Source organism: Variovorax sp. SRS16, from assembly GCF_901827165.1.
Taxonomy (GTDB): domain Bacteria; phylum Pseudomonadota; class Gammaproteobacteria; order Burkholderiales; family Burkholderiaceae_C; genus Variovorax.
Map to the genome: position 1 here is coordinate 3,034,947 of NZ_LR594666.1, position 13,336 is coordinate 3,048,282.

Sequence of the window (13,336 nt, forward strand, 5' to 3'; positions counted from 1 at the left end):
GGATGGGGTGCCGGCGCAGCGATGTGCGTCGGCAGTAAGGTGGCTATGTGGTGGCCGGAAGTGTCTCCGGCTGGTGGTCGAGCGGTGCTCTACCTAATGAACGTATTTATTGGCCGCTGGCTCAAGGCTCTACACAATCGGTGGGCGATCGACGCGGGGCGAGCTTCCGAAGCTCTACCTAATCAAGGGGGTAATCGGCAGTCAGAAATCGGCGGTCCTCAGGCTGGCGCCACGCCATCTCGGATGCGCATGATGGTCTGCCGGCTGGTGTTGTGGGCACGGGCAATAGCAGCGACCGCCTCACCCTTCTGGAGGCGCTCCCTCACGTCATCGATTACCCGACCCTGCAAAGCCGGCGGGCGCCCGAGAGTCTTACCCTCCGACTTCGCCCGAGCGAGCCCCGCCTGGGTGCGCTCGATCAAAAGGTCCCGCTCAAACTCGGCCACCGCGGCAATCACGCCCATGGTCATCTTGCCGGCCGGACTCGTGAGGTCCACGCCTCCGAGGGCGAGGCAGTGAACCCGGACGCCGAGCCCCGTGAGCGCCTCCACGGTAGCCCTCACGTCCATCGCGTTGCGCCCGAGGCGGTCCAACTTCGTGACCACCAGTACATCGCCCGCCTCCAACTTGTCCAGGAGCTTCCCGAAGCCGGGCCGCTCCGATGCCGCTACGGACCCCGAGACGGTTTCCGTGATGGTGCGCTGAGGGGTCACGCTGAAGCCGGCCGCAGCGATCTCCTGCACTTGGTTGTCGGTGGTCTGATCGGTGGTGCTGACGCGGCAGTAGGCAAAGACTCGGGACATGGGGCTCCTTGGTGTACGAAAACGAAGTCCGAATCATGAGTCATGTCCAAAATGCCGTCAATCTATTTTATGGACAGTGTTGCCGAGGAAGTACGGAACCGGTCGAATTCGTACAGCCCGTCCGCATTCTGATTTCCGGTCGGCCGGTTACGCTGCGCACCTTGCTCAAACTGTTGGAGATCTCGAATGTCTTGGATCTGTCCTCACTGCGGGACCACCGCAACGCTCCAGAACGTAGATGTGGATCGCGGCTCTGGCACCGCAATGATTGACGCGGCGCCGGATGACCAGATGATCTGCATCGGCTGGCAGGCAACGCGATGCCCCGCAAAGGCATGCGGCAAGTTCGTGCTCGAAGTGGGAGCAACCTACGGTAAGGCCTCCCGGAACCCACACAACCGTCGAAGTGGCGAGGTAATTCAAGACTCAGGCCGCCCTGTAGGCATCGGCAACGTCCGGTTTGAACCTCGCGTCGGCGCCCCCCTGTCGAGCCACGTTCCGAGGGCTGTCGTCTGTGATTATCAGGAGGCTTACCTTATCAAGGACCTGAGCCCCAAGGCGGCGGCAACACTTTGCAGGCGAGCACTTCAGGGGATGGTGCGAGACCGTTGGGGCGTATCCAAGGGGACTCTGGCGGCGGAGCTTGAGGCGATCAAGGATAAGTGTGAGGAGCAACTCTTCGGCGCGATTATGGGCCTCAAGGGTGTGGGGAACATTGGTGCTCACCCGGAGCGCGACATCAACCTCATTGTTGACGTTGAGGAGGGCGAAGTTGATTCGCTGCTCGAACTTCTGCGCATTTTGGACAGTGAATGGTACGTCGCACGAGCGGCTCGCAATGCACGCCTTGCCACGGTGATCGCACTTGGGGCCAGCAAAACCTCGGCGAAGTTAGCCGTCCCGCCGTTGTCGAGGCCTTAAGCGGTGCTCGTCAAAGATTTCAATCGCGCTGACGCGCTCATTGAGGCGTTCTGCCCCCGCTGCGGCACCTTAGGGCTCATCGAGTCGGACGACACGGCGCACCATGCCGCACCCGAACGAGACCGTCATGTGCCCCGCTTCCACATCAATCCCTCGGTGTACTGTCGGTGCCCTGCGTGTGGCCTGGAGGCAGAGTACCCGGCGTGTCTCCCCGACTGACGGGTATCAATGCACACGGGAGCGATGGACCTATGTTGCGCCAGCGGGTTCGCGTGCGGTCCACGGGCGTTGACGTGCCGGTACGCGGGCGGGCGCCTGCGAGGGGTGGCAGGGGGGATTCGCCGCCCGGATTTCTTCGAGGGGGCTTTCAAGTTTTTATGACCGAACCAAAATCAGAGACGCAACCCCTTCCACGTCACTTGCGGAGGCCCCACTCGCCTTCGATACGGTCGATCTCCTTTTTGAGTGTTTGACACGCCCTTGAAAGATGCTCACCGACTACCCACACTCGGGGCTCTATGTAGGCCGCGTTACGGAACCGTTCATCAAGATGCGGCTCCAGCGAAAGGTAGTCGGCGTGGGTTTGAAGCAGAGCGGACACGTCCGAGCTGCCTACGGCTTGTTTGTCCACTTCCAGAATCATGCGACGCCACGACGCGATCTGCGCCCGCTTCCGCTCCGTCTCTGCATTCCTCTCCTCACGTACCTTTTGGATTAAGTTAAACACGGGGCTGACGAGGCCCCCCACAACTCCAGCAACGGCTCCGACGATGGCGGTAGCGATGGTTGAATCGGACATGCCGGAAAGCATGCCACAAGGGCGCCGTCTACCTCGGCTCTTAAGCTGCCCCCGGGGTCGTGCCTATGGACCTCCCGAGGGCCTTCATACAGGCCTCGTGACTTGGCGCAGAGCCGTCCGCCCTACTCGGCGGCTCCGATCCCCGCCCTTCTTGTGGGCTCGCAAAGAGACGCCGGAACGAGCCTCCCGCGTGCAGTGAGGCGAACCACTCGACGCCTGCCGCTCTCAGGGTCCCGACGCTGGACGAGGAGTCCGGCCTTCACCAGCTTGGCGACATGTCGGGATGTGGCTTGTCTTGTGAACCCGGTGGCCTTGCTGATCTCGATCTGTGAGCATCGGCCATTGCGCAAGACCACGATGAACGTTTGAATTTGATCTGCGGTGATTCCCGGCAGGGCCTTACGCATCTCCGTGGTCACGCGCTCATAGCTCACCAGACCAATGTTCAACGCGGGCGTGCAGGTTGCGGCATCAGGCGCGGGAAGATCGGCCATGCGCGTATCGCGCATACCTCAGTAGCGCACCGCTTCACGCACGAGCAACAGGAAGGTCGCAGCCGTTTCGGAATCGGTGGGCTCCTCGTTGTCGTAAAACGGTTCAACCTCACGGAACACTTCATCGCTCGGCATGGCGCCGTGGTCCTCCCATTCCGAGATGTCGTTAGCGATGCAGGCGGCAGCACCCGCGAGGAGAGAGCCACTCAGGTAGTTTGCTTCGATGGCGACGAAGTCGATTGCGTCGTAGAACGGGGCGTAGTTTTGAGGATCGAATGCCATTGGTGTCCTTGGTCAGATATCGCGCTCGAATCGGTGCGATGGGCGAATCATCGATCTGATTTTTCGAGGTGACCATGCGAGGAATTACGCCTGGAAATGCGGTGTGGTATCGTTCAATTTGATTGCTCGCAATATAATTGTCTCGATTTGTTGATGGTCTTGACGGGTTGATCTTCTCGTTGTCGAGATAAGGGGCCTATCGCCGAACCCCGGGGAGGCACACGGATGGAATTTCGACGCCTAACCGCAAAAGCTCATCTCGGCATTCGTACTGCCTGCGCATCAGGGCTGGCATATCCGGATCAGCCCAAAGTCGGCGGCCGGTCAGTAGACATGCCATCTCACAAATCTTGATAGCTTGCACCGTAAGCGCGAGGCTGTTCCTGGCCTCGATGATCTCCGGGCTTTCGTGTAGCAGCTTTCGACGGGGGATCGGTGTTGTCATAGCCCGGGCCTTACTGCACAAAATACGCGCAGCGCGGTGATGCTACGATGGCGCCGGCTGTGCAACCAAACCGTAGAACCTTAAGATCGCGCAGCGTCTTTAAGTTATTGATTTAATTGACTTTTTAGAGACGCATGGCAGCGGTAAGGCTCGTCAACCTCACATCACGCAGAAGCCGCGCTCACGCGCCGGCCTTCTGCGCACATTCAGGCCGCCGACTCTTCCGCAGACGGATTCATGGCCAGCTTGGCCAACAGCGTCTCGGCCAACGCCAGCGTCCGATGCTCCATGCTGGCCACGTGGTAGTGACCGAGCAAACGACCTTCATAGCTGATGGCCGCGATCTTGAAGTGGTGGCCGAGCGCGGTGGCGGCATCGTGCAGGCATTCGGCGATCGAGCGCAGGCCTTGTCCGGCGTAACGCTCGTCCGCATTGCCGATGCTCACGCCGTAGTTGAAGTACCGCTCGCGGACTTTCTTGATGTCGACTTGGGGATGCATGCATGTTTTTCTTGTTGGCTGCCCTCGACGGGCTGCGCATTGTCCCCAACTCCGTGAACAAATGCACGTTAGCCAGAAGTATGCAATGTCCTATTTCCAATGCGATAGGACGCCTCGCGCCGCCGCCGCGCCGCTGGCCATCGACGCCGTCAGCAGGTAGCCGCCGGTCGGCGCTTCCCAATCGAGCATTTCGCCCGCGCAGAAGAGGCCGGGCTGCGCGGTGGTCATCAGGCGGCCGTCGAGCGCATCGAAGCGCACGCCGCCCGCGGTGCTGATCGCTTCGTCGATCGGCCGCGGCGCGACGAGCTTGAGGGGGAGCGACTTGATCGCTTCGGCCAGGCGCTCCGGCGCATGCATCTCCTCGCGCGAGAGCACTTCGTGCAGCACGCCGGTCTTGATGCCTTCGAGCCCGAGGCGACTCTTCAGATGGCTGGCCAGCGAGCGCGAGCCGCGCGGATGCAGCACGGCCGCGCGCACCTGCTCGGCGCTGCGATCGGGCAGCAGGTCGAGCCTCAGCGTGGCGCGTCCGTTCGCGGCGATCTCGTCGCGCAGCAAGGCCGAGGCGGCATAGACCAGGCTGCCCTCGATGCCGCTGGCGGTCGCGATGAATTCGCCCTTGCGCGCAAAGCGGCGGCCACGGGCATCGCTGAACGAGATCGCCACCGACTTGAACGGCAGGCCCGCGAAGCGTTCGGCGAAATGCGCGCTCCAGCCGATGTCGAAGCCGCAATTGGCAGGCGCCAGCGCGGCGACCGCGATGCCGCGCCCGGCCATCCACGGTGCCCAGGCGCCATCGGAGCCGAGCCGCGACCAGCTCGCGCCACCGAGCGCGAGCACGACGGCATCGGCCTGCACCACGGCCTCGCCGGCCGGCGTCGCGAATCGCAAGACCGTCGCGGGCGCGGCTGCATCGGGCCAGCCCAGCCAGCGATGGCGCATGTGGAAGCGCACGCCGGCCTGCCGCAGCCGGTGCAGCCAGGCACGCAACAGCGGCGCGGCCTTCATGTCCTTCGGGAACACGCGGCCCGAGGTGCCGACGAAGGTCTCGATGCCGAGCCCCTGCGCCCATTCGCGCAACGCCTCGGGGCCGAATGCGCGCAGCAACGGTTCGAGCGCCTCGCGGCGCTCGCTGAAACGGCCCATGAAGATGTCGAAGGGTTCGGAGTGCGTGAGGTTGAGGCCGCCGCGCCCGGCCAGCAGGAACTTGCGTCCGACCGAGGGCATGGCGTCGTACAGGTTCACACGCACGCCCTGCGCGCTCAGCACTTCGGCCGCCATCAGTCCGGCCGGCCCGCCGCCGACGATGGCGACCTTCTTGTCGTTGTTCATTCCAGTGTCACCAGTTCGCCCTGTCCCGTGAGAAATGCGGCGCGCACGGTCTCGCCCGGGTAGGCGCCTTGCACCGCGTCGCGGTAGCGCTGAAGCTGAGCGATCAGTTCCGCATCGCGCTCCGGACGGCCGGCGGATTTGTAGTCGAGCACCCACCAGGCGGCGCTTTCGCGATGGCGCACGAGGCGGTCGATGCGCAGCGTCTGTCCCTCATGGACCAGCGTGACCTCGTTGCCATGCCAGTCGAGCGCATCGGGGTTCCAGGCCCATGCGGCTTCGCCCGAACGGATGCGTTGCGCCATCAGAGCGGCGGCGCGCGCAGCGCCCATGTCGAGCGCGAATTCGCGCGCCGCGGCGCGCACGTGGACCGCGGGCAGCGGCGCGCCGGGCTGTGCCCATTCGAGCAGCCGGTGCATGGCCTGGCCCAGTGCCGAAGCGCGCGTGCCTGCCGGCGACACCGTGCGCTCCCCGGTTTGGGCGGCCACAGCCGGCGGCGCCGCGGGCAGGGTCAGCATCTCGAACGCGGCAACTTCAGACGCGACGGCACCGGGCGCAGCATCCGGCACATCGTCCACTGGTTCGCACCGGGGTGACAGGCGCGCCCACCAGCTCTGCGCATTGGGCCGCGCGGCGCTGACGCCCGACACGACCAGTTCGGCCCGGGCACGCGTGGTCGCCACGTAGAGCGCATTGATTTCCTCGCGATGCCGCGCGGCCTGTTCCTGCGCGAGGTCATCGACCGTGCAGGCCGGAGGGTTCTTCTCGCTCGCCATGAAGACGAAGCGCTCCGGCGCCACCGCTTCGCCGGGCCACTTCACGAGCACGCCCATGGTCTGGGCGCGCTGCGCCGAGGCATCGGTGTCGAGCAGCAGCACCAGGTCGGCTTCGAGCCCCTTGGCGCCGTGGACCGTGAGCAGCTGCACCGCGTCGGCGGCCGCAATCGACGGCGCGCGGACACCGCCGGCGCGCAGCGTACGCACCAGCGAATACGGCGTTGCGAAGCGCGCGCCATCGATCTCCAGCGAAGCGGCCATCAAGCCGCGCAGATTGGCCAGCACACCGGCACGCAGCGCCGCGGGCGCGGCAGCGGCGAATTTCCCGAGCACGTCGGCATCGTGGTAGATGGCGCTCAGCGCATCGTGCGGCGGCAGCGCGGCCAGCCACTGCTGCCACAGCCGAAGGCGCGGACCGATGCCGGCCAGCGGCGCGGGCAGATCCTCGGCCTGCAGCAGATCGAACCAGCTCGCAGAGTGTGCACGGCGGCGCAAGGCGAGTTGCACCAACGCATCGTCATCGAGATTCCACAGCGGCGAGCGCAGCGCGCGCGCGAGCGACAGATCGTGATCGGGCGACACCAGCGCATCGAGCAACGCCACCAGGTCCTGCACTTCGGGCGCGTCGTTGAGCTCGTTCTTCTCGGGCTGCTGGACCGCGATGTGCAGCTTGCGCAGTTCGTCCTGCAGCACCGTCAGCCGGCTGCGGCGGCGCGCCAGCACCATGATCCGGCTCGGCGCGAGGCCGCCCGCGATGCGCTGCGCGATCCAGCGCGCGGCCTGTTCGCATTCCTTCTGCAGCAGCCGTTCCTCGGGCAGCACGCGCGGCATCGTGAGGCTGTCGCGCCACCGGAGCGCACCTTGGTCATCATCGGCATCGTCGCCATCCGCATCGGCGGACGCGATCGCGTCGCGCGCGATCAAGGGCAGCTTGCGCACCCTGCCCGCGGCGCGGGATTCGGTCGTGTGCACGCGAAAGCCGCTGAACTCGCCGGCTTGCTGGGCCTCCTGCATCGCCTCGTTGACCAACGCCATCACGGCCGGCGCATTGCGGTGCGTGTGGTCGCAATGAAGGATATCGCCCTCGAGCCCCTGCTGCACGAAGGCCTGCGCCGCAAGAAAGACCTGCGGCTCGGCGCGGCGGAAACGGTAGATGCTCTGTTTCGGGTCGCCGACGATGAACACGCCGGGCCTGCGCCCAACCGCGCCCGCATAGCTGCCGAGCCAGCCGTGCAGCGCCTGCCACTGCAGCGGATTGGTGTCCTGGAATTCGTCGATCAGCAGATGCCGCACGCGCACGTCCAGCCGCTCCTGCACCCAGCCCCACAGTTCCGCGTTGCCGAGCAGCAGATGCGCGGCCTGCTCGACGTCGTTCATGTCGACCCAGCCGTGCAAGACCTTGACCTCGGCGAAGCAGGCGAGCAGAAGCCGCGTGAGGCGGGCCATGCGCTGCTGGTGCAGCCAGGCTTCGTGCTGTGCGCGTGCCGCACAGTACAGCCGCGCGCACTCCTGCGCGGCACGCACGTCGGCCAGACCGGCGAGTTTCTCGCTGAACTTGCGCGGCTCGCCCTTCTGCGTGAGCAGTGCATCGAGCACGCCGGCCGCGCGGCCTTCGGTCAGCGCCTGCTCGAGTTCGACGCCCTTCTGCGAGAAGGTCGGCGCGCTCGCGCGTCCCAGCGCACGCGCGGCCGCCAGCAGCGCGGCGCGCGATGCAGGCTCATCGAGCAGCACATCGTCCGGCGACGCCGCGCCGGCATATGCGGGGTATATCAGGCCCATCGGCGTCACGGCCTCGTCGACCGCATCGTGCGCATCGGCGAGCGCGAATTCGACGCGCCGCGTGAGCGCATCGTCGAGCGCCTTCGCGGTCTGCGACCGGCCGTGCGCCGCGACCAGCGCGTGGTAGTCGGCCGATGCCTCGGGATGGCGGGCGACGGCCGCCAGGAAAGGCCGCCAGACGCGCGCGCGCGCCTCGGCATCGTCTTCGAGCAGTTGGTAGTTGGCCGGCAGGCGCAGCCGTTCGAGCACCGCGACCGGCGCGCTTCGCAACAGGCCCGCGAACCAGGCGTGGAAGGTACGGAACTGCACCGGCCGGCCGCCGGCGAGCAAGGTCCGATAGAGCCCCTGCAGCCGCGGTGCCCTGGCCTCGGCCTGCGCGCGGTCCATGCCGCGCATCACGAGTTCCGGCACCAGTTCCTGCACCGGGTGCTGCGCGAAGGCCTCGAGCCATTGGTCGAGGCGCTCGCGCATCTCGCCGGCTGCCTTCTTGGTGAAGGTGATCGCGAGGATCTCGTGTGGCGCACAGGCGCCCTCGCCTTCCTCGAGCAGCGCACGGAGGATGCGCGACACCAGCATCCAGGTCTTGCCGGCGCCGGCGCAGGCCTCGACCGCCACCGAGCGCCGCGGGTCGCAGGCGATCGCGTAGAAGCGCTCACGCGAGACGTGCGCGCCGTTGTGTTCGTAGGCTGCGTCGGTCATTCGCCCAGTTCCCAGAAGTCCTTGCGGCACAGGCCGCGGGCCGTGCAGTGCTCGCAGACCGAGCCTTCGCCGAGCGCCGGCAGGGCTGCACCGTCGGCGATGCGTGCCAGGTCGTCCATCACGCCGGCCACCAGCGCGTCGCGCGCGGCCACGACGTCGGGCTGTTCGACCGTGCGCGTGCCCGATGCCTTTTCCCCGACGTTGACATAGGCTGCGCGCAGGCTGTCGTCGGGGAACAGGGCCGCGTAGAAAGCCAACTGCGTGTCCTCGGTCGGGTCCTTGACGCGCTCGCGCGTCTTGTCGGCCGACTCGGTCTTGTAGTCGATCACGAAGGCCCGGCCGTCGGGCGTCGCGTCGACGCGGTCGAGGCGCCCGACCAGCTTCACACGGCCCAGCGCCACCTCTTTCCACGGCTCGGATTCGACGAACACCGCGCCTTCGCCGGCCTCGTGCCCGGCGAGCCAGTCGAGATAGCCGTCGCGCACCGCGGGCCAGGCCGCCGCGAAGGGAAGGAACTCGGCCTCCGACAGGCCGAATTCGCGGGTCGCGCGCTCCTGTGCGTCGGCCATCATCGCGCGTCGCGCGTGCAGGTCGGTGGTCGGCGCTTCCTTCAAGGCCTCATGGAAATGGCCGAGCACGGCATGCAGCCAATTGCCGAAGTCGCGCTTGTCGACCTCAGCATCGAGCTCGTCGCTGCTGCGCAGGCCAAGTTGCCGCAGGGCGAAGAAGCGATACGGACAGCGGCGCAAATCCTCGTAGGCGGTCGACGAGAGCGTGGCCGGCACGAGCGCATTGCCGCGCGGCTGCGGCCGTGGCGTGGGCCGCGCAGCGATCTGCACGGGCAGGCGCGGATCGATGGCCTCGGCCGCCGCATGGTCGAGATGCAGCAATTGCACCAGCGGGCTGGGCCGCACCGGCTCGCCACTGGCATCGGCCTCGCGCCACAGCACATCGCAGCATGGTGCCTGCAGGGCGATGGCCCATGCAGCGCGCTGCGCCGCTTCCAGCGCCTCGCGCGAAGGCAGCGACAGCGCGGCGCGCTGCGCCGGGTTCCACTCGCCGGGCGGCTCGGGCGAAGCCGGCAGACGCTGGTCGTCGCAGCCCGGCATCACGACCGCGGCGAAGGCGCGGCCCAGCAGTTGGTGCAGCGGCAGAACGACGACCTGCGCGGCCTCGTCGGGGCCCGGCGCCAGCACGAAGCTCGCGGCCTCGAGCACATCGCGCGCCCAGGCGGTGAACTCGGCCAGGGTGCAGCGCGTGCCCCGCAGCTCGCCATCCTCGGCATCCAGATAAAGCGCGGCGATGACCTCGATGCCGACCGCGTCGCCGGCCAGCGCGGCCCATTGGCCACCGGCCTCGAGCAGTGCGCGCGTTGCCTGCAGCCAGTCGCCGAGGGGGCGCGCACGCAGCAGGGTCGCACGCAGCGTCTCGACGTCGTTGGTGAAAGGCATGACATCCAGGTCCTGCTGCTTGCCGCTGGCGGCAACGAACGCGCACCAGCCGTGCCAGTCGCGCATGCCGCGGTCGCGCAGGCGCGCCTCGAGCATCCGGATGGCAAGGCCATCGAGCGCGCTCGCGCTCTTGAGCCAGTCGAGCACCTGATCGCTGCTGGCGTCATGCGCGCAGGCGCGCAACGCGCTCATCAGCGTCGCGGCGGCGCGGGTGGTGGAAAGCTTCCAGCCGGTCTCGTCATGCAGCGACACGCCTTGTGCCACCAGTTGTGCGCTGATACGACGCGTCAGCGCGCGGTCCGTCGCCACCAGCGCCACCGGCGCGCGGCCCTCGGCCAGATGCCGCAGCACGCAGGCCGCGGCGCGCTCGGCCTCGTCCTCGGGGTCGGCCGCGGGATGCAGGGCCACGGTGCAGCCCGGGGCTTGCAGCGTCGCGAGCTGCAAATGGACGACGCGATCGTCGAGCAACGCGCAGAGCTTGCGGGTCAGCGGATCGCTCTGCAGGCCATCGAGCACGATCAGCTGGTCGACTTGCGCCAGCACGGGGTCGGTGAGCAGCACGTCCGTCGCGTAGCCCGAGTTGGCGGCCCATGCGAGCGCGATGCCGTTCAGCGCGCTCTCGATGTCGAACCATTCCGAGCCCTTGCCCGCTTCGATGACGCCGCGCGCCTGCAAGGCCCAATCCGCACGTTCGTGTGGGCGTTCGGCCGCGGCCAGTGGCGCGAGCTGCAGGGCGATCTCGACCAGCCGGCCCGCCAATGCGATGCGCGAGGCTGCGAAACCCGCGCGGCCCAGCAGCGACTGTGCAGTGAGCAGATCGCGCGCGGTGTCGAAGGCGATGTCGTCGGCGCCCGGCGCGAAGCCGCCCGCACTGCGCGCCCAGTTGCGCGTGGTCTCGAAGCGCGGCGCGAACCCCGGCGCGCCGTGCGCGGCCCACAGCGCCCTTGCCGTCTGTATCAACTGACCGTAGGGCACGAGCACCACGGTGCGTGCCGCATGCAGCCGGCGCTCGGCCAGGAGCCGCGAAATCCGCGCGACGAGACCCTCGGCCGGATCGCACCACAGCGCGTGCGCGGGATGGCGCTCAGAAGGATTCATCGGGTGTTCTCGCAGGGCTTTGGCTATCGCGGCGATAGCGTCCGCGCCGACCACGCCGGCACTTGGTTTCTGTCACAATGACCTGCACTTTAGCTGCACCACCACTCAGCGCAGAAGGATTCATCCAATGGCCAGCGAACTCATCAAACACATCTCCGATTCCTCTTTCGAAGCCGACGTGCTCAAGTCGGGCAAGCCTGTGCTCGTGGACTACTGGGCCGAATGGTGCGGCCCCTGCAAGATGATCGCGCCGATCCTCGACGAGGTCTCGAACACGTATGAAGGCAAGCTGCAGATCGCGAAGATGAACGTGGATGAAAACCGCGACATCCCCGCCAAGTTCGGCATCCGCGGCATCCCGACGCTGATGCTGTTCAAAGACGGTCAACTGGCGGCCACCAAGGTCGGTGCCATGAGCAAGGCCCAGCTCACCGCCTTCATCGATCAGCAACTCGCCTGAGGCCACAACGCCTGCTGCCGGCGCGCAACGCGCCGGCAGCATTCTCTTTTTTCCTGTCATAATCCTGCGCAGATCACCGGCTCTTTCTGGGACCCGGTTCGAGTTCCCCGGTTTGTGAGGCATTTCTCGCCTCATTCCAAGCCTCCCCCTCCTGGTTTTCTAGATTTCCCCGCACGGGGTCATTCCATGCACTTAAACGAACTCAAGGCACTGCACGTGTCTGAAGTCTTCAAACAGGCTGAAGCACTCGAGATCGAAAACACCGGCCGCATGCGCAAGCAAGAGCTGATGTTCGCGATCATCAAGAAGCGCGCCAAGGCCGGCGAGCAGGTCTTCGCCGACGGTGTGCTGGAGATCCTGCCCGACGGCTTCGGCTTCCTGCGCAGCCCCGACACCAGCTTCACGGCCAGCACCGACGACATCTACATCAGCCCCAGCCAGGTGCGCCGCTTCAACCTGCACACCGGCGACATGATCGAGGGCGAGGTGCGCATCCCGAAGGACGGCGAACGCTACTTCGCGCTGACCAAGCTCGACAAGGTCAACGACGGCCTGCCCGAGAACAACAAGCACAAGGTGATGTTCGAGAACCTCACGCCGCTGTTCCCGAAGGAGCAGATGAAGCTCGAGCGCGACGGCTTCAAGGGCGAAGAGAACATCACCGGCCGGATCATCGACATCATCGCGCCGATCGGCAGAGGCCAGCGCGCGCTGCTCGTGGCGCCGCCCAAGAGCGGCAAGACGGTCATGATGCAGCACATCGCGCATGCGATCAGCGCCAACTATCCCGAGGTGCACATGATGGTGCTGCTGGTGGACGAGCGGCCCGAGGAAGTGACCGAGATGCAGCGCACCGTGAAGGGCGAGGTCATTGCCTCGACCTTCGACGAACCCGCCGCGCGCCACGTGCATGTGGCCGAGATGGTGATCGAGCGCGCCAAGCGCCTGGTCGAACTCAAGAAGGACGTGGTGATCCTGCTCGACTCGATCACCCGCCTCGCCCGCGCCTACAACAACGTCGTGCCCTCGTCGGGCAAGGTCCTCACCGGCGGCGTGGATTCCAATGCGCTGCAGCGGCCCAAGCGTTTTCTGGGTGCCGCGCGCAACGTCGAGGAAGGCGGCTCGCTCACCATCATCGGCACCGCGCTGATCGACACCGGCAGCCGCATGGACGAAGTGATCTTCGAAGAGTTCAAGGGCACCGGCAACTCCGAAATCCACCTCGACCGCCGCCTCTACGAAAAGCGCGTGTTCCCCTCGATCCAGCTCAACCGCAGCGGCACGCGCCGCGAAGAACTGCTGCTCGCGCCCGAGATCCTGCAGAAGACCCGCATCCTGCGCCAGCTCATGTACAACATGGACGAGATCGAGTCGATGGAACTCATGCTCAAGAACATGAAGGCGACCAAGACCAATGTCGAGTTCTTCGACATGATGAGACGAGGAGGCTGACCCCCAGGCTTGCCCACTTCGTGTGGCCGCCCACCCCCTTTCAGGGGCAAC

General features: G+C 66.2%; 11 protein-coding genes. 3 read left to right on the forward strand and 8 right to left on the reverse strand.

What is annotated here, in order from left to right:
* Positions 1-218: 218 nt before the first annotated feature.
* Positions 219-803 carry a recombinase family protein gene (locus tag E5P2_RS14715; protein WP_162567877.1) on the reverse strand — a complete coding sequence of 195 codons (585 nt, stop codon included), beginning with the start codon at positions 801-803 and terminating at the stop codon, positions 219-221.
* 264 nt (positions 804-1,067) lie between these two features.
* Here E5P2_RS14715 and E5P2_RS14720 point away from each other — a divergent pair, with 264 nt between their 5' ends.
* Positions 1,068-1,724: a DUF4145 domain-containing protein gene (locus E5P2_RS14720; RefSeq protein ID WP_162567878.1), complete on the forward strand. Its 657-nt coding sequence runs from the start codon at positions 1,068-1,070 to the stop codon at positions 1,722-1,724.
* 415 nt (positions 1,725-2,139) lie between these two features.
* On the opposite strand, the gene E5P2_RS14725 is transcribed toward E5P2_RS14720, so the two are convergent.
* The 7 genes from E5P2_RS14725 to E5P2_RS14755 form a co-directional block, all read right to left on the reverse strand.
* Positions 2,140-2,523: a hypothetical protein gene (locus E5P2_RS14725; RefSeq protein ID WP_162567879.1), complete on the reverse strand. Its 384-nt coding sequence runs from the start codon at positions 2,521-2,523 to the stop codon at positions 2,140-2,142.
* Positions 2,524-2,645: 122 nt separating this feature from the next.
* Positions 2,646-3,017 carry a MarR family winged helix-turn-helix transcriptional regulator gene (locus E5P2_RS14730; protein ID WP_162567880.1) on the reverse strand — a complete coding sequence of 124 codons (372 nt, stop codon included), beginning with the start codon at positions 3,015-3,017 and terminating at the stop codon, positions 2,646-2,648.
* A gap of 18 nt (positions 3,018-3,035) precedes the next feature.
* A complete protein-coding gene (locus tag E5P2_RS14735) occupies positions 3,036-3,299 on the reverse strand; it encodes a hypothetical protein (protein WP_162567881.1) in 264 nt (87 codons plus the stop codon).
* Positions 3,300-3,950: 651 nt separating this feature from the next.
* The gene (locus E5P2_RS14740) at positions 3,951-4,244 is read right to left on the reverse strand and encodes a hypothetical protein (protein WP_162567882.1); all 294 of its coding nucleotides are present in this window, start codon (positions 4,242-4,244) and stop codon (positions 3,951-3,953) included.
* A gap of 90 nt (positions 4,245-4,334) precedes the next feature.
* Positions 4,335-5,573: a TIGR03862 family flavoprotein gene (locus E5P2_RS14745; protein WP_162567883.1), complete on the reverse strand. Its 1,239-nt coding sequence runs from the start codon at positions 5,571-5,573 to the stop codon at positions 4,335-4,337.
* Positions 5,570-8,824 (reverse strand): UvrD-helicase domain-containing protein, encoded by a 3,255-nt coding sequence (locus E5P2_RS14750; RefSeq protein WP_162567884.1) that lies wholly within the window; start codon positions 8,822-8,824, stop codon positions 5,570-5,572. The genes E5P2_RS14745 and E5P2_RS14750 overlap by 4 nt, the downstream gene beginning before the upstream one ends.
* A complete protein-coding gene (locus E5P2_RS14755) occupies positions 8,821-11,373 on the reverse strand; it encodes a PD-(D/E)XK nuclease family protein (protein ID WP_162567885.1) in 2,553 nt (850 codons plus the stop codon). Before E5P2_RS14755 ends, E5P2_RS14750 begins: the two co-directional genes overlap by 4 nt.
* A gap of 127 nt (positions 11,374-11,500) precedes the next feature.
* Between E5P2_RS14755 and trxA the strand changes: the two genes are divergently transcribed.
* The gene (gene trxA, locus E5P2_RS14760) at positions 11,501-11,833 is read left to right on the forward strand and encodes a thioredoxin TrxA (protein ID WP_093108875.1); all 333 of its coding nucleotides are present in this window, start codon (positions 11,501-11,503) and stop codon (positions 11,831-11,833) included.
* A 186-nt stretch (positions 11,834-12,019) separates the two neighbouring features.
* Positions 12,020-13,285 carry a transcription termination factor Rho gene (gene rho, locus E5P2_RS14765; RefSeq protein WP_162567886.1) on the forward strand — a complete coding sequence of 422 codons (1,266 nt, stop codon included), beginning with the start codon at positions 12,020-12,022 and terminating at the stop codon, positions 13,283-13,285.
* Positions 13,286-13,336: the final 51 nt, after the last annotated feature.